We start from the raw sequence: 26182 nt of genomic DNA, 5'->3' as shown, positions 1-26182 counted from the left end.
CACCTCCGCACAGTTGAGTAGGGCTGTAAAAGCTGATGAAATCAGCGTAGTAGAGCCCACTCAACCACTGCGTCTTGTTCGACAATCCAAAAATAATTGAGAGGCTAGGACTTTTGTCCCAGCCTCTTCAAATTGTAGATATCTCTTTAATTTTTTAAGTATCATTTAGGTTGCATTATGTAAGAAACAGATGGATTACATTCTAAAAGAAGTTGGAGAATACCAACTTCTTTTTATCCATTCTATTAAAGACTAGGCCTGTACGACCATCATATAAAGAAATAAAGATAGGAGAAAGACGATACTAACAACAAGAGTCGCTAGCTTGAGTCCACGGTGGGAGCGCCAGTAACTTGGTTTTCCTAGGTTACTGGTCGCATCTGTTGAGAGCGATTGTTGTTGGCGAGGCTGCAGGGTGATCAGAACCACAAGAGCGAGGGATAAGATCGAGATCCCGATTGCAAATACCATTTCCATCTTAGGATCCTCCTAACACTCTGAAGAGGGTAAAAATAACTCCCAGCAGAATCACCAAACCAATGATCACATTAAAAGTGACATTGATCTTTTCAGAACGTGTCGTCTTTTCTTTTTCGGCAGGACGGCGTTTGAGAGACTCCATCCGTCCTTCTACTTCTTTGTAAAATAAATCTTTCTTACGATCACTCACTGTATCCACCTATCCCTTCTTGCAAGCGAGCTTTGAAAACAGCTGGCTCAACGCTACTTGATTGGGCAATTTGTTGCGCAACGGCTTCTCTGTAGTTATCCACAGATTGGTAGATTTCCTGGATACGGGCCACCATATCTGCTTCTTTTCCTTGGTCAAAGATATTGGCTTGTGCGAGGAAGTGGCGGTCATGCAGGGTATGGCTAAAGGCAAGGATGACTTGCTGGTGTTCGAAGGCCTTGCGAACAATGCCTTGTACCTCTGCATAGTGGTTGATATCCAGATAAATACTAGAGACCTTAAGCAACTCTTTGATCCGCTCTTGACTGATATTTTGGTACAAGACCACATTTGGGTAGCGGACCATAGACAAGAGGCTCGCAGACATCTCCGTCAAAGCTGCTACACGGAAGGTCACATTCGGCAAGTTCTCTACTAGGTAGGTCAAGGCTTCGATCTGATCCGAATTGGTCAAGACAAAGGCGTCTTTACGGATATCGTCTTTCACCTTGAAATCATACAGGTAGCCAAGAGGACCAAAATAACTATGCTGGTCTTGCGAGGTCAACTGCAAAGCACGATGATAGGTCGCGTTTTGCGGAATCAAGATCTTCTTGGTCCGGATTTCTGGGTTCTGTAGAATCAACTGCATATTCCCAGGAAGGCTGTCGTGAAGAGGCTCTTGCCACACCAAGACGTCGCGCCCTTTGATGCCTTTATTGCCCAGCTGGAGGCTAATGCTAAAGGAGGTAGCCAGCGTATTGTAGACCAAACCATCTAGATCAAAACCACGATACTCTAGATAAAAGACAAAGTAATCTAAGCGATTCTTGAAAATCCGCATGGGTTGATGGTCCAAGGTCAAGATCAAATCCCCTGTTTGGTGATTTTCTGTCAAGCGCTCGGTATCCCCTTCAAAATAAGTAGTCACCAAATACTGACCTTGATCACCACAAGTCGTTACAGCAATCTTACGACCGTATTGGTCATAGTGCTCAACCATGACCACTTGCCCTTTGTCATCTAACCACTCTAAGCGCTCGACGATGCGTTTATAAGAAGCAGCATGGTACACAATTCGAGCCTTTTCTTGACCATAGTAGGTCACTTTTCCCGAACTGTTATCCCCAGAAACTTCCCAGAAATCAGGCACTGGAACTTCATTAAAGTAGCGTCCGCGCTTCTCTCCTTTTGCTTGTCCTAAGAAATAGATAAAGGGAGATTCGACACCGTCTGGTAAGAAACCATTTGGCTCCAAAACAACGGTCGGGTGGTCAAAGCCAGACTCTTTCATGGAGTGGAGCAAGTCTTGGCTTTCACGAGAATAACTATCAAATACGTTCAGCATGTGTCACCTCTTCTATCAATTGTGCCCAAGCTTCTTCTACTCGGCTGGTCAAAAAGTCTTCTGCACGCGCATAAGATGCTTGACGCATGCTGGCTAGATCATCCTTTTTGTATAGCTGGATGATTTTCTCCGCAAAGGCAGAAGCAATCTGGTCGACCACTTGATCTGCTGAAGGCGGAATGAGATAGCCATTTTTACCTTCTGTGACAAAGGTCTGATTGCCATAAGGAACATCAAAACCGATAATCGGAAGTCCAGAACCAATCGCCTCCATCAAGGTCAACCCAAAGCCTTCACTGGTCGACGCTGACAGGTAAACCTCATAATTCTTATAAATTTCCTCTAGATTGGCATGCCCTTTGAGATGGATATAGTCTGCCGCCCCCAATTCATCAATTAGAGAACGCAACTTGCCTTCTTCTCCACCTTTTCCATAGATGTCAAAAGACAGTTCTGGCAATTCTTTTTTGGCGCGAACCACTGCTCGCACCAACCAATCAATATGCTTTTCTGTCGCCAAACGAGAGGCAGTAATCATAGAAAACGGGGTGCGATTTTCGTTTTGTGGCAAGCTGGCAAGGCTTCCAACTGGAATGGTATAGATAGCTGGCCGATGGTTGGTGTATTTGGCAAACTGCTCTGCCAAGATTTCTTTTTGGCGGTCAGTAGCAACAATAAAGAAGTCCACCTTGTCTGCATTGGTAAATTGGTACTCGTAATAGTTGTTCCACAGGATATACTGATCATCGACATTATTGGCACTGAAGTGCTCGGCATGGACGACCACCCCCAGGCGGGCCTTTTGAGCTTCTTCAAAGATAGGCTGACCAATATTGGTTTCCCGATCTAAAATCACCAGATCTTGTTTGGTCAATTGAAGGGTCTGCATGAAGTAGCGGATCAATTCTTGGCGACCAACCAGGTAGCGATCTGGAAAACGATAGATTTCGCGGCCATCCGCCATCTGCATGCTGTAGGCAACCGTCCCGTCTTCATTGTAAAAGCGGCGCTCAATCAAGTTGGCTTGGTTGTTCTTAGGAATGAAATACTCTGTACAATAGCGGGTATAGGAGAAATAATCCTTTCTCACCAAAATCCCTCTAGACACGTACTCGCAGCGTTCGACATAAGGACTGTTTTCTTCGCGCAGGTAGCAGGTCAAAAAATTGTCCTGGTCCTCATAAAAGAAGCGCTTGATCTTGCCGTCGACTTCTTCCCGAGTCGGTTTTCCGGCAAAACCTGCTAAGACCTGATCAATGGTATAGGTCGTTGGCGCAATTTTTATATCTGTAAAATAGCTATAGAGCCAGATGATTTCATCATTTTTAAAACCGATATTTTCTGTTAAATGCTGGATATTATCGGCTAGAATCATATCCATAAAGACAAACTTGGCTGGTTGATGGATATTGCGTAACAACTGGGCACGGTAAGCCTGGGCATACTCAACACCACTGCTGGCCCAACCGATTCCAAGGTTGATATTGTATACTGTCATAATGTCCTCTTTTATGGGAAATGCAAGACAATTTCCCCTTTTTTATTGATTTCTACTCGACTCAGTAAGAGATTGCGGACCATTTGTTCTTTGGCCGCCTCTTTCATTCGTTCAAAGGATTGGTAGGCTTCTTGGAAAAATTCTACCAAAGGGTTTTTCTGACTGGTGTACTGACCAGAGAGCGCCATGCGCAATTGTTGCAGATAGTCTACCTGCTCGACCCAGTTTTCATCGATAGCTTTTAGGATGGCCATGCGCTGAAATTGGGCGATCACCTCATCGGTGCCTAAGATCTCATACTTAGCTTCTAACTCACTTTTAGCAATCTCCCATAAGAAATTCTCTTTGGTTTTCTTGCTACGGAAGGTTTGGTGGGCCTTTTCCGGATCTACTTGGTAGCTAACATTGTCTAACATATAGCGATAAAAAGCTACCGGTTCCTTGTATTCTTTTTTATGGACTACGCTTGAAAAGACGGAACGAAGCACTTTTTCAACGATATCATCCAAACGTCCTTCTTGTTTGATCAAGCGGTCGCGCTCTTCGTAGACGATGGCACGCTGAATGTTCATGCTTTCCGCAAATTCTAGCGTCATCCGACGACTGGCCTGACCAGAACTTTCACTAGCATTTTGAGCTCGTTCCACCAAGTTTCTATACTTGCGCTTGGTCAGAGCTTTGGCTGAACCAATTCGCTCATCCACATCATAGTCTTGATAGGTATCCTGGATCCAGTCTGGCCCCCAGTTTTTCATCAAATCGTCTTCCAAAGAGACGAAGAACTTGGTCAAACCGGGATCTCCTTGGCGACCTGAACGTCCACAAATTTGAAGGTCAATCCGCTGGTTCATCATCCGCTCAGTCCCAACAACCACCAAGCCACCTAACTCAGCGACTCCTGGTCCCAACTTGATATCGGTTCCCCGACCGGCCATTGAGGTCGCAACCGTCACGGCTCCTTTTCGACCTGATTCCTTAATGATCTGGGCCTCTCGAGGAGCATTGTTGGCATTAAGAAGATTGTGAGGAATCCCTTCGCGCAAAAGAAGATTCGAGTAAAGAATCGACATCTCAACGGATCCGGCAAAGACCAGAATCGGATTGCCCTTTTCGTGGATCTTCTTCACATAATCTAAGGAAGCCACGATTTTCTCCGGCAAGGTCTGATAGATTTCATCCGGCAAATCCTTGCGGATCTTCTTGCGATTGGTTGGGATCTTGATCACTGACATAGCATAGGTATCAAGAAACTCTGCCTCAGCGACCTTCCCAGTCCCAGTCATGCCACCCAACTTCCGAAACATCTTAAAGAGGTTTTGGTAAGTAATAGAAGCCATGGCTCGTGTTTCTTGGGTGAGCTTGAGACCCTCTTTGGCTTCAATCGCCTGGTGGAGTCCTCCTTGCAAACGGGTCATTTCCATCAAGCGCCCCGTCGCCTGGTCTAGTAAGACAATCTCTGGTTGCCCTTCGACATTGGGATGGATGACATAATCCTTATCCTTAATAAAGTTTTTATTGGCCTGCAGGGCTAAGCTGATATGGCGGACCAAGTCACGGTATTGGGGATCATAGAGGTTGGGAATGGCTAGAAAGGCTTCTGCTGCATGAGCTCCTTTTCGAGTCAACCAAACTCGTTTCTTTTCTTCATCAAACTTGAAGTCTTCCCCTTCTTTGAAGGTTTGGATCAGGGTATCAATAATCCCATAAAGGTTGGACTGGACCCGAGGAGAACCAGAAATAATCAAGGGAGTCTGAGCACTATCTAGAAGCACCGAATCAATCTCATCGACAATGGCGTAATTGAAGTCTGCCAAAAATTGGCCATCTGCAGAAGCCGTCAAGTTCTCTGTTAAATAGTCAAAGCCCAGACTAGTATTGGTCGTGTAAATGACATCTGACCGGTAAATCTCCCGTTTGACTTCTGGATCTAATTCTTCGTCTTCAGATTGTTTTAAAGGAACGCCGACAGTCAAGCCCAAAAAGCGGTAGACCTGTCCCATCTCTTCTGCATCCCGAGTTGCCAGATAGGTATTGGTCGTAATAACCATGACCCCTTTGCCCTCTAAGGCATTGAGATAAACCGGCATAGTTGCCGTCAAGGTTTTTCCTTCACCGGTATTCATTTCAGCGACATTGCCTTGGTGGAGGACAATCCCTCCCATGACTTGCACGTCATAAGGAAACATGCCCAAGACCCGTTTATCGGCCTCCCGCGCAACCGCAAATGCTTCCGGTAAGAGATCATCCAAGGTATCGCCCTCTGCTAGACGTTCCCGAAATTCTGCAGTTTTCTCCTGCAGCTGACGATCCGTCAAGCGGGCCATATCATCCTTCCAGCTATTGACTTCTTTTAAGATTTTTTTGATGTTTCTTAATTTAACGTAATCCAATGTGATCCTCTTTTTTTGCAGTGATGTTCGTCTATTCGAGAACTTCTGCTCCCTCAGACGATATTGGTTGAATAGTGAAATAGTGGAAGGTAAACTCTTGCAAACCTGCACTGAGCAAGCGTACTTCGTAGGCGTAAGCTTGATCTGGATAGGTGAACTGCAAGCGACCTTCTGCGGTTACTCGACGGCCAACAAGGTCTCCAAAGCGATCTCTAAAGATAATTTCTACCATAACGGTATGAGCAGGAGTCGCTTCCATCGTGATAACCAATTCATAATCTTGCTCTCTTTTGAGCAGGGGCAGACTAGGAATTTGACGAGTTGCGCCAAAATTTGTCTGCGAATGCCAAGTTTTCAGCACTTGACCAGATGGCATGAGGGGGTTCTGAAACTGAACGCTTCCTTGGGCAGTCGCCTGAATGGTCGATCCCCAAAGATAATCTGCTAGAACGGTATCGCCCCAGTAGATTCGTCTGCTTTCATTTTCTTTTATTTTTATCATTGGTTTCTTCCAAAGTCTCTTTCCATGATTTCTTTGTACTGGGTCACAAACCACTCAATGATTGGACCACTCGCATCATTGTGTCGACCAGCGCGGCTAGTACTGATAATACGAACCGGCAATTCATACAGGGCCTCTAAAATATCTGGATAAGCCTGCTGGTCGTAGTCATCATCCCGCATATAGGCAAGGGCTAGAATGGTATCCTTAAAGTCCGCTTTTTCAAACCGGTCCCAGAAACGTTGATTGAGCTGGCCGATCCCTTCTTGTGACACTTGCCCAATGATCAACTGCATCATGTCTAGAGACGTTCCAAACTCATCTGGACGTTTAAATTTCAGATTGGCAGCGACATCCCCCAGGTTGACAATGGGTTTTCCAACCAAGATCGCATGAGGAGAATAAAGAGCACCATAGTAAAGGGCACCAAAGGTCCCCATGGACAAGCCTGAGAAATTCATATCTTTGGGCTCAAAGCCGAACAAGTCCAAGTGCTGATCAATAAAGGCTGTGATTTGATTTTCTAATTCTTCTGAGCCCATATAAAAGGATCCACCTTCCAGTCTTGGGTCAGAAAAGAGAATAAAGGGACTACCCATAGCACGCATCATCCCAAACCCTTCAAATCCTTCGGCTGGACGATACCCAGAAAAGTAAATGTTTAAAGGGGGCTTCAGATCGCCAGGATGGAAATAAGCAAAAATTTCTTGACGTTTGTGGTCCCGTAGCGTCTTAGCTCCTACGGTCATCTCTCCTAAAGGACCATGGGACAAGCGCTTATGTAAAGCTCCGATCGTAAGCGTCCCCTCTCCTTTTGCTTCCAGCGAAAAGGCTAGGTAATAAGGTTCTGCTCCATCCAGTTCTAGTGGTTGCTCCATCTCTTCTTCTGAAAAGACTGCATCTTTGACCCACTCTCCCAGAGCACCAAAGCGGTAAAATTGGATCCGCAATTGTAGCTGGCAGCTAGGATCTTTTTCGTATTCCAACCAAAAATTGATGGGACGGCTAGCGTCATACACATAATTGTAAACCCACTGAACAATCGGCGTAAACTCTTCCCCGTATGCTCCGTCAAGCTTGAGGAAATGTTGCCCCAAGACTGTTTGCTGACCAGCAAAATCAGGTCTCACCTGCAGGTCACGAACTGTAAAGGCATCCCCGTATTGATTGTCGTATAAAAAGCGGTCTAAAACATAGAGAAATTGATGCTTATTTGAGAAATCCCAGGGTCTCGCTTGCTTGAGTCTTAAGAGGTGGGCCAATTCGTCAGAAGGCGCCTCTAGTTCATGGCTTTGATCATAAAAAACAGTATAAGGCTGGAAATAAGCCAGGTCTTCTCCTAAAGCTAATAAATCTTCTGGCTTTTCCAGAATCAAGGCTTTGAATTTGGAGATTTCCTCTTCTTCCATATACTCTTTGAGCGATGGAAGAGCGGTGACTTGAAAAAAGTGCCAGCCTAGTCCAGCAGGAAGCTCCACCTGATCTCGCCAACTGCTTGAGCCGATTTGGAGAATATGGGGTATCTGTAGTTTTTTATCCATGACGTTCTTTCATCCATCCTTCCCATTTCTCGATCAAGCGTTGACCGGTGTATTCTTGGATTTTTTCGATTGAGTAGACCAAGGCTTCATTCCAAGGCTTCAATTCCAATAAGAAGTACGTGATTGCCTTTTCTAATTCCTTGTCTCCCTTTGATATAACATAACCGTTTTTCAAATGATCGACATATTCTGTCTGGACGCGGTTGACCTGAGGAATCCCAGCAGAGATCCCTGCAATCTGCGTATAGAGGTTGGGCTCCTCACTTAAATCGACAATCAAACGTGTTTTTTCCAACTCTTGAATAATGTCATTTTCATTTGAAAAATTCTTAACCACAAAACGGTAATCCGATGCGTCTTGTACAGACTCTTCATCAATGATTTGGTTTTCTCCAAGCCCTTCTGACTGACTTGGCAACTGAACAAGATGCAAGTCCTGCTCGCTAGCGATCAATTCCTCGAGTTGCCCTTCTAATTCCTTAACACGCTCCGGCGATCCATTGTAAAATGCAAAAACAACTTCAAATAAAGGATGTTGTGCCAAGACCTCCAGAACCTTCTTGAGCTGGCTCTTACTTGGAAGCTCAGCTTCATTGACATAAAAGTAAATCTTTGATTCCTTGCGTTCCTGACTAGAGCCCAAACGGAGGCGGGAGTCAAAAGAGGTAATCCGGTGTGTCTTTTGAGCTAAGCTAGGAGAAAAGACCCCAATCGCTTCTTTGGTTTTTTCACTATCTGTGATCAAGAGCTGGGCATCAATCATATCAAAATAGAGGGCAAAGTTTTCGGCAGACAAGGGCTGACGATCCCCATAGAAAGACAAGACTTTTTTGACGCTACTTGCTGTATCTTGTAAAAAGGCCAAATTTGCTGGATGAGCTGCCAAAACCAACTGGTCTCGTCCTGGAACCAAGGTTGCTAGCTGCTCCTTCATTTTTTCAGCAACAACGTCTCCCATATTGGCATAGCTTTCTTTTTTGAAGGCATGAAAGAAAGCTTCATTGACCATGACGGAGTGGTTCTCTTCGATCAACATCTCTCTCAAAACCCATTGCCCATCAAAACTCAGATACTCTTGGAAATAAGGTTTCCCCTCATTGTAGTAGATTCGACTAGAGATAAAGCCACGATCATCTAAGTACTCGATGTAGCTGATCTCGTCATTCTTATAACGGGTCAAAGAGAGAAGGTTTCCATCCACTCCCATATCAATTTTCGCTAGGTGGTGGCCCTTACGAAATGCCATCACCAAAAAGGGAGTATAGGAAAAAGTGGTCTCACTCGGCCATTCGATGTCCTGAAGCTGAACTGGGCGCATAGCCAAATCAGACGGAACCTGTTGGATCTTATCAAAAATCGAAAGCACATCTGTCTCTAACAAATCTTGGCGGTGTAAAAAATAGCGCAGTTGTGGACTATATTGAGGTAACAATAAGATCCGATCCATTTCTGCTTCTTGAAAAATACGAACTTGATTAATGGTATCGTCAAATTCAATGGACTCTCGCATCCAGTACCAAGGGGTAGCTGTTTGCTGCCAGATGCGGTCCGTTCCATACCAGGCTGGTACAAAATAATACATGGTTACTCCTAGAATATTCTTGTATAACGTTGATTCACACGAAGGGCACGAATTTCTTCTCGGATATTGTAAATCATCCCGACAAACATGAGGAAGGTTCCTGGAATCATGGTCAAGCGCAAGAGATCCTTATCCCATAACAGGAGAGAAAAAGGAAGCGCCGTGAAGAGGATCAGATACAAGGTCCCAAAAACCGTCAAGCGTAGCACAATTTTATTGATATAGCGACGTGTATCTGCTCCAGGATAGACATGATCGATATACTCGGAAGCCTTCATCATCTTATCTGCAATTTCTTCTCCGTTCACATTGACAAAGGCAAAAGCAAAAGAGAGAAGGGCGATCATCAGAATGTAAAGAAGGATCCAAATCGGATCTCCCATCACCAAGTGTTTGGCTAAACGAGCAGCCCACTTGGCATTGGAATCCATTGACAAGATCAAGAGCATAGCATACTGAGGAATGGACACCAAGGTCATGGCGTACATGAAGGGCATCCCTCCTGCCGGGTTGAGCTTGATATCCAAAAAAGTATAACTTTTCAAGTTGTTGTGGATCCCTAATTTATTGACAGGAATCTGGTACTTGGAATATTCCACCAAGACTGCCACATAGACAAAAATCAAGATGAAAATCACGCCCAGAACATAAGCGATTTCTGGAATATTATTGACATTTGAAAGGGTCTGCATCACGTCTTCTGGCAGGTACATAACCATCCCAGCCATCATGATCACAACAGAACTTCCAAGCCCCAAAGCGGCATTTAGATCGGAGAGCCAAACTAAAAAGAAGGCTCCAGCCACCATAATCATGGTATTGACCGCAATGACAAGTCCGGGGTTCAACCCTGTCTTCAAGGGGAGATACATGGCCACTGCCAAAGACTGGACGATGGCGAGCGCCAAGGTCACGTACATCTTTCGCCGCTCCACAATCTCCGTGCTGGTTTTTTCGAGGTTAAAGCGTTTTGAAACGGTAAACATCCGCCACAAAATCATGGAAGACATCCATGGGGATAGACCAATCGAAAAAATCGACATTCCGCGGAGGTTTCCCCCCATCACAGCGCTTGAAAGCTGCAAGCCCGTTGTCGTTCCCTCATTGAGTCTCAAGGCCTTTGATAAGTCAACAAAAGGCAGGGAAATTTTACTTCCCAAAACATAAATAAAGACGAAAAATATCGTCCAACAAAATCTCTTTCCTACTTCAGATCGTTTTAACATTTCTTTTAAACTTTCTCTTACTCATTTTGACTCTTTCACCAGGGAAACAGCCTTTAAATATGTGCCTTTAGAGCATTTTATCTCAACTTATTTTACCATAATTTGCGACTTTTCCAAACTCATTTGTCACTAATATTTGATAATATTTCAATTTCCCCATTTGGTACCGTATTCAACAAAAAATCCTTCAGATGTTTATCTGAAGAATCTTGTTTACTTGGATATTATTCTCCTAATGCCATGATGGTATCGACAAATAATTTCTTTGTAAAATAGCCATTGCGGATCAAATAAGAAGTATATTGAGCCTTTCGGACCATTTGGGCATACTCTTCTTCTGTACAGTCTTGAACCAGACGATTAGCTTCTTCAAGACTAGATGCTACAAAGCCAAGCCCTTTTTCTCGAATATAGTCTGCATTTGACAAATAGTCTGGCACCACTACTGGAAGACCTGCGGATAAGTAAGTCGATAATTTGTAGGAAATATTTTCTTTGTAGTAATCTCGCTCATCCTCGGGGTTCTCTGAATTTCCCCAGACCAGCCCAAAACCACCCTTAGAAAGCTCCAAAAGCAACTCTTGCTTGGTTCGCCAGCCTTCCATATGGACCTTGGAATAATCAACTCCTTCAACTGGTTCAGCATAGACATGAAGGGGTGTATCATATTTCCAGTCGATGATATGAGGGAAACGCGAAGGATTTCCTGAGAAGATCAGTTTTTTCTCAAATTGTGGGGTATAGAGATCCAAACTGTGGGTCAAATCCCACAACTTTTGGACCACATATTTTTTAACTGTAAGCCCTTCTGATACTAGACGATGGTACATTTGCTCTGATGGAACAACGACCAGATCACTCTGATTGTACATGTCGATATAGTTGGGCATCAGGTAATAATTACTCTCAAACATAAGCGGTGGGACATCGTGGATAAACATGACCAACTTGGTTTGAAGGAGTTTTAACTTATCAACCAAACGGCGGTCCCACTCAATCCCATTCCAAGAAGGCGATTGAACGAAGACGATATCCCCAAAAGCAACGCCTGCTAAAATCCCATCCATTCGCGAGTTCAATTCGCTAGCTGGTTCATTGCTATGATCATAAAAGTAGATCCCTAATTCATTAACCCCAAGTTCACGAACGACATTCATAATATCGTTTTGTGCCATCAGGGCAACACTTTTCGAAGATTGCCCAAATAGATTTGTAAAATGGATTTTCATCTCTTTCCTCTGACTCTTCTTTTTTAATCCCATATTTTCTGAAGATATGAAGGCAAACAGAGCTTTTCACAAAGTAACCTTTTTCATATCCCTCAACGAAAACTTCCTCATTCATTATAACATATTTCCCAACTTCTTAGACATTCTAGATCAATAAAAGACCGGTTCATTCCGGTCTTTTAAGGTTTTATTTGCCATCTTTTTTCCGAATTCCTAAAAGGGCTAATCCAGACAGAAGAATGGAAGCTCCTGTAGCAAGAATATTAGATGAAGGATGGGCACCTGTCTCTGGAAGAGCAGGTCCGGAAGAATGCGTTGCAGTTAGCGAGCTTGTGTCTGATGGAGATTCTGAGTAAGAGGTGCCAAACGAAGACACGACAGACTCCGAAGAACTTGTCACAGCAGAGAAACTTGACGCATAAGACACACTAATCCATTCAGAAATTTCCTGCGATAAGGATTGACTCTCTGTCGATGATGCGCTTCTAGAATCTGAAACACTCGTCAAAGGAAATTCAGATACTGGCATGGACGTTGAAGCCGATTCGCTTGAAGAAAGGAGTGAAGCTGATTGGCTATAGGAGTCAGACTTCGATAGCGAGGCCGACGCTAGAGATTCTGAATGGGATGTCCATTGTGAAGCAGATAGACTCTCAGAAACGGATCGAGAGAACGATCCAGACTCTGAAACCTGCGATGCAGCTACAACATGAGAAGTTGAGGCAGATTGGCTTGTGGAGACAGAGGCTTGAACTAATGAATCTGATTGGCTTGCAGAAACGGACGCTTGAACTAGCGATTCTGATTGACTAGCTGAAACGGATGCTTGTACCAGTGAATCGGACTGGCTGGCAGATACGGATTCCTGAACCAGGGAATCGGATTGACTGGCCGATACAGATTCCTGAAGCAACGAGTCTGATTCACTTGCTGAAACGGATGCTTGGACTAACGAGTCTGATTGACTAACGGAAATCGACTCTTGGACTAGCGACTCTGATTGACTCGCTGAAACTGATTCTTGAGCCAGCGACTCTGATTGACTAGCAGAAACTGATGTTTGAACCTGAGATTCTGATTGGCTGACTGAAACTGAGGCTTGTACCAAGGAATCGGACTCACTCGCCGAAACTGATTCTTGAGCCAGCGATTCTGATTGACTTGCTGAAACGGATGCTTGGGCCAAAGATTCGGATCGACTAGTTGAGATCGACTCTTGGATTAGCGATTCTGATTCACTTGCTGAAACGGATGCTTGAACTGAAGACTCTGATTGACTGGCAGATACAGATTCCTGAACCAATGACTCGGATTGGCTAGCCGAAACGGACTCTTGAATCAACGACTCTGATTGACTGGCCGATACAGACTCCTGAACCAATAATTCCGATTCACTCGCAGAAACTGACTCTTGGACCAGTGATTCTGACTGACTAGCGGAAACGGATGCCTGGGTCAACGACTCGGACTGACTAGCCGAAACGGACTCTTGAACCAACGACTCGGACTGACTAGCGGAAACTGATTCTTGTATCAGCGAGTCTGACTGACTGGCCGATACCGATTCTTGAACCAATGATTCCGATTCACTCGCAGAAACTGACTCTCGCACTAACGATTCTGATTGACTCAATGATGTTGATTGCAAATCAGTCGATACTTGCGTTTCCGATTGACTCATTGAATCAGAACGAGAAAAGGACATAGATTCTGTAATTTGAGACTTAGATTCAACATCAGAAGTAGATTGTGATTGACTCACTGAAACGGAGGCTTGTACTAACGACTCCGATTGACTCGCCGATACAGATGCCTGAACCAAAGACTCAGACTGGCTTGCAGAAACTGACGCTTGTACCAAGGATTCGGACTGACTGGCAGAAACCGAGGCTTGAACCAATGAGTCTGATTGGCTGGCTGAAATCGATTCTTGAGCCAATGAATTTGATTCACTTGCCAAAACTGACGCTTGGACTAGTGATTCTGATTGGCTAGCTGAAACGGATGCTTGTACTAACGAGTCTGACTGACTGGCGGAAACTGAGGCTTGAATCAAGGACTCTGACTGACTCAACAAAACGGATTCTGACAGCTTTTTGCTCATCGAAATAGATTGTGACAAGGAAATCAGTTGAGAAACCACTTCCTCCGATCCAACAGCTGATGTCGACTGCGATTGAGACACAGAAATTGATCTAGATGCTAAATTAGATAAGGATACCGACTGACTCAACGAAACAGATTTAGAGGCTTTTTCAGACTCACTCTTAGATGCTGATGCTGCTTTTGATTGTGAGTCTGATTGACTTGCAGAAACGGAGGCTTGTACCAACGAGTCTGACTGGCTGGCAGATACAGACGCTTGAACCAGTGATTCCGATTGGCTGGCAGATACTGAGGATTGAATCAGTGACTCTGACTGACTAGCAGATACAGATTCCTTAATCAATGACTCTGACTGGCTGGCAGAAACGGAGGCTTGTACCAATGAATCTGACTGACTTGCTGATACGGATTCCTGAACCAAGGATTCTGATTGACTTGCCGATACAGATTCCTGAACCAACGAGTCTGATTGACTGGCTGAAACCGACTCTTGGACTAGAGACTCCGACTGACTAGTGGAGATCGATTCCTGAACCAACGAGTTGGATTCGCTTGTCGATACAGATTGTGACAAGGAAATCGAGGTTGAAACCTGTGAATCTGATTGACTGGCGGAGCTAGATGCTTGTGACAAGGAAACGGACTCACTGACCGAAACAGATTGAGAAGATGAAATGGATTCTGAAACTAGTGACTCTGAAGTTGAAATCGAGAAGTTTTGAGATTGTGAAGTAGATTCTGACGGTGTCATCTTCCGATAGTAATAATTCACACTCGTTAAGGGGTATGAATCTACTATTTTTTTGATCGTTTGTTTGAAGTTGGAAAAACCATCTGCTCCTTGAGGTGTTGCATCTTCTCCAACGACCATGGTCGTATTTTTATCGAGGTAGGCCGATTTTGGAAGTTCCGTGAATGGTTTTGGAACAGTATATTCTATTCCTGTTTTCTCATCAGTGTATGTAACTGTCTCCTTACTAGAGAACCAACCTGTAATATCCAACTCAAAATGTTGGTAATCTATTCGTTTTGGTGTAACATTCAGGAAATAATCCTTGTTTTTACTTTCAACTTTACGAGTTCCACCTAAATCTGAAAGGTTATCCGTACTATCTTGTTTAAATTCTTTTTCATAAACAAGTGTATATACATCGGTTACCTTAGCATTTCCTACATCACCACTACTAACATCATGGATTTTAGAAGGATCTAAAACATAGTAGCGAAGAGAATAATCACCATTTTGATTAAGGGTGACAACTTCACTTTTAATGAAATGCTCACGCGCATCCCCTAATAGTTCAATTCTTGATTTCCCATTCTTACTATTATCGAACACCCCACTTTTACGATTCGGGAACACGGTGTGCGCTGGGACCTGTACATAACCAGGAAATTCGCGTGGATTGGAAGCTGTATAATGCTGGCCTTCCAATCCGTAGATTCTATACTCTAGTAAGGATCTTTCTTTCCCCGTTGGTTCATATTGCCCATTAAACCATCTACCATTCGGGTCCACTTCTCTATAGAAGGTCGATTGTTGTCCCATCATAGATGGAATTTTGATACTAGGATACGTCCTAATCAATTGCCCTTGATTCTCAGGCGTCATGACATCATAAATACTCCGGAATAAGAAAGCCTGTTCCGGAATAAAATTCGTCAGCATTCCAAAGGTTCCATTACCTGTAGTAGGTTTCGAATTAAAAACCTTGTTCCCAAGGGGAGCTTGACCAATCAGTACTTCTTTTGGTAATTGAATATCTTGGTCATGTCCTTCTGGAGATACAGTTTGTGAAAAAATTTCAGCCCCATCTGATTTCCGAACAATGCGGAAATAAACATCCATTGCCTTATGCTTTTCCGGGTCTATCTCACTGATATCAATCGACATGGTCGCATAGTAACCAAGTGACTCTCCTTGTTTATTCACAAAGTCCCAAATACCAAATGTATAACGATTGGTGTAGGGTTCACCTAAAAAATTTTTCAACTCTTCAGGCGAAAATCTTAAAAGATCTTTATCTAGATGAGGATCCTTAGCATATCCTGGTGTGTCAAGTGTAGGATCTTCTACACTCGCACCATTGGGATCTTCTGGGTTCGGGCTCATATCCAATACATCATCAGCCAAGTATGTTTCTTCAGCTAGAGGAGCCAACTGAGCAGAGATCGCAGGTTTCCCATCTACATTTGTATTTCCCACAAAACCTGCAGCTGTCAAGGTCGTCATCATCTCATCGACAGCTTTCTCCAAACGATCGCGCTGGTCAGCATTAGCTTGAGCACTGGCATTGGTGTGGATCAAGTTATTGCTTGCAGTCACTTCGGCCTGCACTTTGTTAATGACCGCTTCGACCACTGCTCGGCGATCGTTGTCCGTCATTTTAGATGCGTAATTCCCTGCAATTTCTTGAAGCAATTCAGCTTCAGAGATATTTTGTTCTAAAACAGTGGCTTCTTCTAAACTAGTCGGCTCTTCAACAACTACCTCTGACTCTAGAGCTTGAGCAGACTCGCTAATTGCTGTTGATAATGCAGTTGATCCAACTTCGCTCAAGGATAAAGAGGTGGATTCACTGATCGAAGCAGACGCACTCTCAGATGTAGAAAAACTAGTTGATTCTGAAACAGAGATGGCTTCTGAAGGTTGGCTTGAAGTTTTCGCTAAGACCACACTATCCACTTCTGCCAAGGTTTCCTCTTTTGTCTCAGAAACCGTTGGTGCAAGTGATGTTGCATCCTCCGCCTTAGCAGTCGTAGCAAGCACAGCACCACCAAAAACAGTCCCTACCGTAATCAAACCTTTTAAGAAGGCTTGGTTATGCTTTTGATTTTCTATTTGATCTTGCTGCACATTGGCAATGATGGTCTCCTCCACTTGCCCACGCACCACGCGAAAGAGGCCTAGAGCAGCCGTTGATGCCCGAAGCCAATTTTTTCCTGATTTAATTAATTTGAAGCGTACGACACGATCTGTTTCACGAAAGTTTCCTTTTGAACGCTTAAATTGCATGATATTCCCCTTACATTGTAGTTATTATTAATTATACAGGAATACTACGTAGATTCAAGTAATTTGCTACAAAAAACTTATATATTATCGTTTAATTTTCAAATTTTTTTGTAACACATAAAAAATAATTCATTCTACTAGTAAAAAAGTGAATCTCCTATGAGATTCACTCGAAAAAATGATTTTTCCTACTAGATCAGTTCCCCTTCTTTTTACGTCGGGTAAGTCCAGCAATTCCAGCTAACCCTGTAACAACCCCAAGAAGGGCTGATGTTACAGATCCTGTTTCGCCAGTATTTGGAAGGGCCACAGATTGGCTGTGTTTTTGTGATCCACTTGCTGATTCTGATGCAGACAATGACTCTGAATGAGAAATTGATTGGCTCATTGAGTTAGAGTATGAACCGCTACCAGATGTTGATCCTGATTGTGATTGACTCACTGAAACTGAAGTAATTACTGATGTTGAAGTTGATTCAGGTGCAGAGGTACTCAATGATGCTGACTCAGAAGAAGAGACTGATGTCGAAACTGAAAGCGAAGTAGAGACTGACTGACTTTCTGATACTGAACTGCTCAACGAAGCTGACAATGATTCGGAGGTCGAGATTGATTCAGACGTTGATACTAATTCCGATGTTGAAACTGATTCAGACGTAGACACCGATTCGGATGTTGATACTGATTCGGATGCAGAAACTGATTCGGATGTCGACACCGATTCAGACGTAGACACTGATTCGGATACAGAAACCGATTCAGAGGTAGACACTGATTCTGATACAGAAACTGATGCTGACGCTGATACTGATTCTGAGGTTGAAACTGACTCAGATGTAGATGCCGACTCTGAAGTAGAAACTGATTCAGAGGTAGATGCCGACTCAGAGGCTGACAATGATCCAGAGACTGAAACTGACTCAGAGGTTGAGACTGATTCGGATGTTGATACTGATTCAGATACAGAAACCGATTCGGACGTTGAAACTGATTCAGACGTTGATACTGATTCGGATGTAGATGCAGATTCGGACGTTGAAACCGACTCAGACGTTGACACTGACTCAGACGCTGATTCAGAAGCAGATGCTGACTCAGATACAGAAACTGATTCAGACGTTGAAACTGATTCTGATGTAGACACCGATTCAGAGATTGACACTGATTCGGATACAGAAACCGATTCAGAGGTAGAAACTGATTCTGATGCAGATGCAGATTCAGAGGTAGAAAATGATTCAGATACAGACACTGATTCTGACGCTGAGACTGACTCTGATATCGATACCGACTCAGACGTTGATGCTGATTCAGAAGTAGATGCCGATTCAGATACAGACTCTGATGCTGAGACTGATTCTGATCTTGACGCTGACTCAGAGGCTGAAACCGACTCAGACGCAGAAGCTGATTCTGATGTTGAAACCGACTCAGAAGCTGACAATGATTCAGAGACTGAAACTGACTCTGATGTTGAGACTGATTCGGACGTAGACAATGATTCAGACGTTGATGCTGATTCGGATGTTGAAACTGACTCAGACGCAGATGCTGATTCTGATGTTGATACTGATTCAGACGCTGATACCGACTCAGACGTTGAGACTGATTCTGATGCCGATACTGACTCGGATGTTGAGACCGATTCAGAGGTTGATGCTGATTCGGATGTTGATACTGACTCAGACGCAGATGCTGATTCTGATGTTGATACTGATTCAGACGCTGATACCGACTCAGACGTTAAGACTGATTCTGATGCCGATACTGACTCTGATGTCGATACTGATTCAGAGGCTGATGCTGACTCAGACGCGGACAATGACTCTGATGCAGACACTGATTCAGATACAGAAACCGATTCGGACGTAGACAATGATTCAGACGTTGATGCTGACTCGGATGTTGAGACCGATTCAGAGGTTGATGCTGATTCTGATGTTGATACTGATTCAGAGGTTGATGCTGACTCAGACGCGGACAATGACTCTGATGCAGACACTGATTCGGATGTCGATTCGGATGTCGATGCTGATTCAGATGCAGACACTGATTCAGATGTAGATACAGATTCTGAGGCTGATACTGATTCAGACGTTGAAACTGATTCAGATACAGAAGCCGACTCGGATGTCGACACTGATTCAGACGTTGAAACTGACTCTGACGCGGACAATGACTCGAATGTCGATACTGATTCAGACGTTGAAAGTGATTCAGAAGTAGACACTGATTCAGACGTTGAGGCTGACTCAGACGCAGAAGTTGATTCTGATGTTGAAACCGACTCAGAGGCTGACAATGATTCAGAGACTGAAATTGACTCAGATGTTGAGACTGACACTGAAGTAGAGACTGACACTGAAGTAGAGACTGACTGACTTTCTGATACTAAAGTGCTCAACGATGCTGACAATGATTCTGATGTCGAGATTGATTCTGATACAGAAACCGATTCAGACGTTGAAACTGATTCGGACTCTGAGACTGATTCTGATGTTGAAACTGATTCAGAAGCAGAGGCTGATTCTGAGGCTGATACCGACTCAGATTCTGATGCTGATACCGACTCAGATTCTGAGGCTGACGCTGATTCGGACGTAGATACTGACTCAGAGACTGAGACTGACTCAGATGTCGATACTGATTCAGAGGTTGAAACTGACTCAGACGCTGATACTGATTCGGACGTTGAAACTGATTCGGAAGTCGATACCGATTCAGAGGTTGAAACTGACTCAGACGTTGAGGCTGACTCAGAGGCAGAAGCTGATTCTGATGCAGAAGCTGATTCTGATGTAGATGCCGATTCAGAAGTCGAGACTGATTCGGACGTTGAAACCGATTCGGACGTTGAAACCGACTCAGACGCTGACACTGATTCAGACGTTGAAATTGACTGACTTTCTGATACTGACTCGGATTCTGAAACTGATTCTGATGTTGAGACTGACTCAGACGTCGATACCGATTCAGAGGCTGAAACTGACTCGGATGTTGAGACTGATTCGGACGTTGACACCGAATCAGACGTTGAAACTGATTCGGATGTTGACAATGATTCAGACGCTGAAACTGACTCGGAAGTCGATACCGATTCTGAGGTAGATGCCGATTCAGAGGTTGAGACTGACTCAGACGTTGACACTGATTCGGATGTTGATTCAGACTCTGATGTCGAAACTGATTCGGATGTTGACAATGATTCGGAAGTCGAAACAGATTCAGAAGTAGACACTGATTCTGATACAGAAACCGATTCAGACGCTGAAACTGATTCGGACGTTGAAACTGAATCAGACGTTGATACAGATTCTGATGTAGATGCTGACTCGGATGTCGAGAATGATTCAGAAGCAGATGCCGATTCGGATGTTGAAACTGATTCAGATGTTGAAACCGATTCTGAAGTCGATACTGACTCAGATGTTGAAACTGATTCAGAGGTTGAGAACGATTCGGAAGTCGATGCTGACTCTGACGCAGAAACTGATTCAGAAGTCGAGACTGATTCAGATGTTGACACCGATTCGGAGGTCGATTCTGACTCAGATGTTGAAACTGATGCTGACTCTGATTCTGATTCAGATGACGATACTGACTCACTCAATGAAGCAGAAGTTTCTTCTGAGGCTGACTCTGACGTTGATACAGACTCGGAAACTGACTCAGACGCGGACACTGATTCGGACGTTGATGCTGATTCTGAGGTTGAGACTGAGTCTGAAGTAGATGCCGATTCTGACGCTGATACCGACTCAGACGTTGAGACTGATTCTGATGCCGATACTGACTCGGACGCTGAGAGTGATTCAGAAGCAGATGCTGACTCGGACGTTGACACCGATTCAGAAGTTGACGCTGATTCAGATACAGAAACCGATTCGGACGTTGACACTGATTCTGATGTCGATACAGATTCAGAGGTTGAAACTGACTCAGACGCTGATACTGATTCTGATGCTGATGTTGATTCGGACGTTGAGACTGATTCGGACATTGATACAGACTCGGATGTTGAGACTGATTCTGAGGTAGATGCCGATTCAGAGGTTGAGACTGACTCAGACGTTGACACTGATTCGGATGTTGATTCAGACTCTGATGTTGACAATGATTCGGAAGTCGAAACAGATTCAGAAGTAGACACTGATTCTGATACAGAAACCGATTCAGACGCTGAAACTGATTCGGACGTTGATACTGAATCAGACGTTGATACAGATTCTGATGTAGATGCTGACTCGGATGTCGAGAATGATTCAGAAGTCGAAACGGACTCGGATGCTGATACTGATTCCGATACAGAAACAGACTCGGAAGTCGACACCGATTCAGACATTGATACAGATTCTGATGTAGATGCTGACTCGGATGTCGAGACTGATTCTGACGTAGACACTGACTCAAACGCTGACACTGATTCGGACGTTGATACTGACTCAGAGGCTGACGCTGATTCAGACGTTGATACTGATTCGGACACTGAGACTGATTCTGACGTAGATACTGACTCAGACGTTGAGACCGATTCAGACGCTGAAACTGACTCAGACGCAGAAGCTGATTCTGATGTAGATGCAGACTCGGACGTTGAAACTGATTCAGACGCTGATACCGACTCAGACGCTGATACTGATTCTGATGTTGACACCGATTCAGAAGTAGACACTGATTCTGATACAGAAACCGACTCTGATGCTGAAACCGACTCTGATGTTGAGACTGATTCGGACACTGAAACTGACTCTGATGTCGAGATTGATTCGGACATTGATACAGACTCGGATGTCGACACTGATTCAGACGTTGAAACTGACTCGGACGCGGACAATGACTCGGATGTCAATACTGATTCAGATGTTGATGCTGATTCAGAAGTAGACACTGATTCAGATACAGAAACCGATTCGGATGTTGATGCCGATTCTGATGTCGATGCCGATTCAGAAATAGACACTGACTCGGACGTTGATACCGACTCTGAGGCTGATACTGATTCTGATGTCGATTCCGATTCAGACGTAGACACTGATTCTGATACAGAAACCGACTCGGATGTTGAAACTGACTCGGACGTTGAGACTGATTCGGATATTGACACTGATTCAGAAGTCGAAACGGACTCTGATACTGATTCAGATACAGAAACAGACTCGGAAGTCGACACCGATTCAGAGGTAGAAACCGACACCGAAGTTGAGGCTGATTGACTCTCTAATACGGAAGTGCTCAACGATGCTGATTTTCTAGCGGACTCACTCAAAGATACTGATGCAGACTCAGACTGCGATTGACTCACTGATTTTGAAGCCGACTCGCGAGTCGATTGACTTAGTGACTCTGATACCGACTGTGAAAGCGATGCTGATACTGACTGACTCACTGAAACAGAGGCGCTCGTTGAAGCGGATGTCGAACTTGAGACAGACTGGCTAACCACCTTGGATACACTCGCCGATACCGAAGCAGACTGCAAGGCACTGACACTTGCAGAAGCTGATTCAGAAACCTTCTCAGATTCAGATTTTCTTGTCGATACAGATTGACTCGTTGAAGCGGATTGAGATTGAGAAATCTCCTTGCTCAACGATTGACTGCGAGATAGACTTGCTTGAGCTGAAACACTTGCCGACGCTGATTGGCTCAATGAAACTGACAAACTTTGCGAGCGGACCGAACTCAGTGACTGGCTTAATGAAACGCTCTGCTGAGCCGATACGCTCTGTGATTGCTTCGCACTTAAAGACTGACTGATCGATTGCGAAGTCTTCGCAGATGCACTCTGACTGTTTGATACAGACTGACTGTGATCGCTATCTGACAGTTTCACCGCTACGACATTGGTCGTACTATCTTTATAAGTAATGGTGACTGTACCATCACTATTAACCGTATAGGACTTAATCCGGTTAGCTACCTCTGGGTTGACTGCCGATACAGCTGCAATCACCTTGCTCTTATCTGCATCTGTCAATGCAGTTAGACTCGTCACCTGAATAGTGCTTGTCGGCGCCACACCTGGCGTACGATCAGCGAGACGCCCTTGGGTAATCCGAATCTCACCCAAACCGTTTGGACGGTTCATATTGGAGGCATTGTCAATAGCCGCGACGTTGCGTTGCCATGTATTTCGGTAGGTATGGTAAAGATCATCCTTCAAATGAATGGTCGTTGTGATGGTTGCAGGGTTCGCACTGGTAGCCGTAATATCACCCGTGATAGGAGCAATATCACCTGTTCCATACTGGCTGCCACCAAAGAAATTCCCGTTCAAGGCATTGTCATTCAAATCGGCTCTTGCAACGACTTTCATTTCTTTCAACTTGCCACTGTCATCAGTAGCTGTAAAGGTAACTACCGCATCATCACCAGCGTAAATAGTATAATTCTTCCCACCACCTTCAAGAGGGGTTGATTTCGGTTCCACACCATTGACGGTCAACTTAGCCGTCACTTCAGGACGCGTTCCGTCAGTTACAGCCACGGAATTACTGGCATCGGAATACACCGCATAATCACCATACATGATGCGAGCTTTGGCTGTTACACCACCCGTTTGCAAGGGAGCATTCGGTGTTAAGATCGCTTGTCCAGAAGCATCCGCTACTGCTGTTCCGATTTCATCATCATTGTTATACAAGACAACGGTCGATCCAGGCTCAGCACCGGTCACTGTTACAGGCGTTTGGGTGTAGGCTTTCTCCAGCAAGCGTGTCTCCACCGTTGGTGCTGCAAGTCGCTTCACTGGAGCCGTCACATCATTTGTAGTGTTATCTTTATAGGTAATGGTCACCACACCAGATGATGAAACGGAATAAGATTTAAAGTCCTTTGAAGTCGCAATATTTGGATTAGTAGCTTTAAACGCTTCCCAAACCTTATCTTTTTCAGCCTGGGCCAAGTTAGTAGTATCATTAACAAAAGTCGCTGTCGTCACAGCCGTAATCGGATTACGAATACCATCATTTTGCGGCAAGACCTGGATTCGTAGCGTACGTGTCACTGACTGCCTAGCCGTATTGGTCACTACAAAAGAAACATTATAAATTTTCCCAGGCGTTACGACCTCTGTCTGCCCAACAGTTCCCATGATATTAAAGGCCACTGCACTATTTTTCAAGGCCGACGTCTGAGGAAAATTGATGCCATTCACACGATCACTACCAGAAGCGTAGCCAAGGCTTTTAATACTATTTCGTGTAGGAATGGTTTCAACAACATTATAAGCCTGATTGATGTAGTCAGAGTTATAAACAGAAATCAAGGCATTGTTAGCCGGACCTAAATTATACTGGGGTGCACGGAGGCTGGTATCTGTGTCAATACGGTTCCCATTTCGAGGGTCGCGCTGACCAGATGTCGCGCGCAGCACCGCGTTGACCAAACGATTCCGAGCGGTTTTTGCTTGACTTTCCACGGCATCGATTTGAATTGCCGGATTGGACAAACCTACACGAATAGCCTCCAAAGCCAGATCTCCATTTTCAATAGCAGTTTCTGTCCCAGGGATTTCCAGAGCCTGTGCCCGATAGGTATATAAATCCAAAGCTAAGACTTGCAGACGCTTCACCTGGTCTTCCGAGCGAGTGGTCTGAGCCACTACTTCTTTCTCGCTCGTTTCAGGAGTAGCTACATGAATAGTATTATTCTCTGAGAGAGTGCTACTAGCAATTTCTGAAGTAGACGGACTCGCTGAACCACTGACAAGATGAGATTCACTCAAAGACACCGATTGAGACAGAGAAAGGCTGTCACTAGCTGACTCTGAAAATGAGATAGATTCACTTATAGATTGACTGGCTGACACAGAATCTGAGTTTGACGTCGTCCCCAAGACAAGACTATCCGAACCCGCTACACCGGTCGACGGGCTGATTTCTGATCCAACAGTCACATTCATTTCATTTTCCTCAGCAAATACTGGATTGGCAACCGTTGTCGCTCCAGCCAGCGCCCCTAGCACAACCATCCCTTTGACCAGATCAGCAGGCATAGAGTGTGATGATGCTTCATATTGAACCACGATATTTTCATCCACACCACCTCGCAGGACGCGAAATAGGCCTAACCGCGAGACAGATGCCCGTACCCAATTCTTTCCTGATTTGATTAATTTATAACGTGTGATTCGCTCCGTTTCGCGAAAATCACCCTTCGAACGTTTAAAAAACATGTCCGCTCCTTAAAAATAAGATATCGAGTTATTATACACTAATTTTCCCCAAAAGTAACTAATTAAGACTAGTTTTTAACATAAAAAACAGCACACAAAAAGAGAACCCGGAGGTTCTCTTTTTGGATCCTTTTTCATTTCCCACATACCTGAAATGACCGAATCAAATTAGGGTAGAAGATTATTTTTCATCTTCTTTTTTGCGGTTTCCAAGTGCTACAACCCCTGCAACCCCTGCAACTGCTCCAAGAAGAGCTGAAGCTACAGATCCTGTTTCACCAGTATTTGGAAGTTGTTCAAGAGCTGGAGCTGGTTGAGCTGGTTGCTCAGGAACTGGGTTCACTGGTGTATTAGGTGTTGGATCTACCGGTGTGTTTGGTGTTGGATCCATTGGTTTATTAGGTGTTGGATCCATTGGTTTATTAGGTGTTGGATCTACCGGAGTATTTGGTGTTGGAGTTGGTGGCACTGGAGTGTTTGGTGTTGGAACGTTTGGAGTCTTCACAAGTTTGTAAACATAAGTAACGTTCTTATCACCTTCGATAACTTTACCAGTTGTTGGGTCAGTTGTTGTCAAGTGACCTTCACCGTCAACGTTACCTACTGGGTAGTTACCTTGTGGTACCAATTCATAGACTTTACCATCTGCAGTTGTGATTGTCTTAGGACGGTTATCCACAACTGTATCGTAGTCTTTACCTACTGGTTGGTTAGATTCATCTGTAACAGAACGTTTGATAGTGTTACCATTTTCATCTACATAGTGAACGTATACATTACCCTTAGGTTGAGTTGGTTCTTCCTTCACTTCTTTGTAAACATAAGTGATGATTGAACGTGGTTTATCAACTTTACCTTTAATTGGATCAGATGATTCCAAGTGTCCATCGCCATCAAC

13 protein-coding genes and 1 pseudogene are annotated in these 26182 nt (G+C 44.3%); all 14 read right to left on the bottom strand.

What is annotated here, in order from left to right; all coding sequences use genetic code 11:
- Positions 1-252: 252 nt before the first annotated feature.
- Positions 253-477, bottom strand: coding sequence for an accessory Sec system protein Asp5 (gene asp5 / locus H7T97_RS05860; protein ID WP_003012425.1), 225 nt, complete (start codon positions 475-477; stop codon positions 253-255).
- Position 478: 1 nt separating this feature from the next.
- Complete coding sequence (gene asp4 / locus H7T97_RS05855) at positions 479-670, bottom strand: accessory Sec system protein Asp4 (RefSeq protein ID WP_003003066.1); 192 nt, start codon at positions 668-670, stop codon at positions 479-481.
- A complete protein-coding gene (gene gtfB / locus H7T97_RS05850) occupies positions 663-2018 on the bottom strand; it encodes an accessory Sec system glycosylation chaperone GtfB (protein WP_195529312.1) in 1356 nt (451 codons plus the stop codon). The genes asp4 and gtfB overlap by 8 nt, the downstream gene beginning before the upstream one ends.
- Positions 2002-3516 carry an accessory Sec system glycosyltransferase GtfA gene (gene gtfA, locus H7T97_RS05845; protein ID WP_195529311.1) on the bottom strand — a complete coding sequence of 505 codons (1515 nt, stop codon included), beginning with the start codon at positions 3514-3516 and terminating at the stop codon, positions 2002-2004. The genes gtfB and gtfA overlap by 17 nt, the downstream gene beginning before the upstream one ends.
- 11 nt (positions 3517-3527) lie before the next feature.
- The gene (gene secA2, locus H7T97_RS05840; protein WP_201089725.1) at positions 3528-5912 is read right to left on the bottom strand and encodes an accessory Sec system translocase SecA2; all 2385 of its coding nucleotides are present in this window, start codon (positions 5910-5912) and stop codon (positions 3528-3530) included.
- A 25-nt stretch (positions 5913-5937) separates the two neighbouring features.
- The gene (gene asp3 / locus H7T97_RS05835) at positions 5938-6408 is read right to left on the bottom strand and encodes an accessory Sec system protein Asp3 (protein ID WP_201089721.1); all 471 of its coding nucleotides are present in this window, start codon (positions 6406-6408) and stop codon (positions 5938-5940) included.
- A complete protein-coding gene (gene asp2, locus H7T97_RS05830) occupies positions 6405-7949 on the bottom strand; it encodes an accessory Sec system protein Asp2 (RefSeq protein ID WP_201089719.1) in 1545 nt (514 codons plus the stop codon). The genes asp3 and asp2 overlap by 4 nt, the downstream gene beginning before the upstream one ends.
- Positions 7942-9531, bottom strand: a complete 1590-nt coding sequence (asp1, locus tag H7T97_RS05825) for an accessory Sec system protein Asp1 (RefSeq protein ID WP_201089717.1) — start codon at positions 9529-9531, stop codon at positions 7942-7944. Before asp1 ends, asp2 begins: the two co-directional genes overlap by 8 nt.
- A gap of 8 nt (positions 9532-9539) precedes the next feature.
- A complete protein-coding gene (secY2, locus tag H7T97_RS05820) occupies positions 9540-10757 on the bottom strand; it encodes an accessory Sec system protein translocase subunit SecY2 (RefSeq protein ID WP_045759956.1) in 1218 nt (405 codons plus the stop codon).
- A gap of 224 nt (positions 10758-10981) precedes the next feature.
- Positions 10982-11986 carry a sugar transferase gene (locus tag H7T97_RS05815; protein ID WP_195529309.1) on the bottom strand — a complete coding sequence of 335 codons (1005 nt, stop codon included), beginning with the start codon at positions 11984-11986 and terminating at the stop codon, positions 10982-10984.
- 187 nt (positions 11987-12173) lie between these two features.
- Positions 12174-17108: an accessory Sec-dependent serine-rich glycoprotein adhesin gene (locus H7T97_RS05810; RefSeq protein WP_201089715.1), complete on the bottom strand. Its 4935-nt coding sequence runs from the start codon at positions 17106-17108 to the stop codon at positions 12174-12176.
- 196 nt (positions 17109-17304) lie between these two features.
- Positions 17305-17550 carry an LPXTG cell wall anchor domain-containing protein gene (locus tag H7T97_RS10450; RefSeq protein WP_324250405.1) on the bottom strand — a complete coding sequence of 82 codons (246 nt, stop codon included), beginning with the start codon at positions 17548-17550 and terminating at the stop codon, positions 17305-17307.
- Between the two features lie 144 nt (positions 17551-17694).
- Positions 17695-25284: pseudogene (locus H7T97_RS05805) on the bottom strand (accessory Sec-dependent serine-rich glycoprotein adhesin); the annotation flags it as partial.
- Between the two features lie 181 nt (positions 25285-25465).
- The coding region (locus H7T97_RS10390) for a MucBP domain-containing protein (protein ID WP_311638430.1) at positions 25466-26182 on the bottom strand (717 nt) is incomplete at its 5' end.

The organism is Streptococcus parasanguinis (genome assembly GCF_016648925.1).
Taxonomy (GTDB): Bacteria; Bacillota; Bacilli; order Lactobacillales; family Streptococcaceae; genus Streptococcus.
This window is presented reverse-complemented; position numbering and strand designations above follow the sequence as displayed.

Excerpts from the sequence above, each read along its gene's own strand:
- asp5 (WP_003012425.1), bottom strand. The coding sequence starts at position 477 with ATGGAAATGGTATTTGCAATCGGGATCTCGATCTTATCCCTCGCTCTT.
- gtfB (WP_195529312.1), bottom strand. The coding sequence starts at position 2,018 with ATGCTGAACGTATTTGATAGTTATTCTCGTGAAAGCCAAGACTTGCTC.
- gtfA (WP_195529311.1), bottom strand. The coding sequence starts at position 3,516 with ATGACAGTATACAATATCAACCTTGGAATCGGTTGGGCCAGCAGTGGT.
- asp3 (WP_201089721.1), bottom strand. The coding sequence starts at position 6,408 with ATGATAAAAATAAAAGAAAATGAAAGCAGACGAATCTACTGGGGCGAT.
- asp2 (WP_201089719.1), bottom strand. The coding sequence starts at position 7,949 with ATGGATAAAAAACTACAGATACCCCATATTCTCCAAATCGGCTCAAGC.
- asp1 (WP_201089717.1), bottom strand. The coding sequence starts at position 9,531 with ATGTATTATTTTGTACCAGCCTGGTATGGAACGGACCGCATCTGGCAG.
- secY2 (WP_045759956.1), bottom strand. The coding sequence starts at position 10,757 with ATGTTAAAACGATCTGAAGTAGGAAAGAGATTTTGTTGGACGATATTT.
- H7T97_RS05815 (WP_195529309.1), bottom strand. The coding sequence starts at position 11,986 with ATGAAAATCCATTTTACAAATCTATTTGGGCAATCTTCGAAAAGTGTT.
- H7T97_RS05810 (WP_201089715.1), bottom strand. The coding sequence starts at position 17,108 with ATGCAATTTAAGCGTTCAAAAGGAAACTTTCGTGAAACAGATCGTGTC.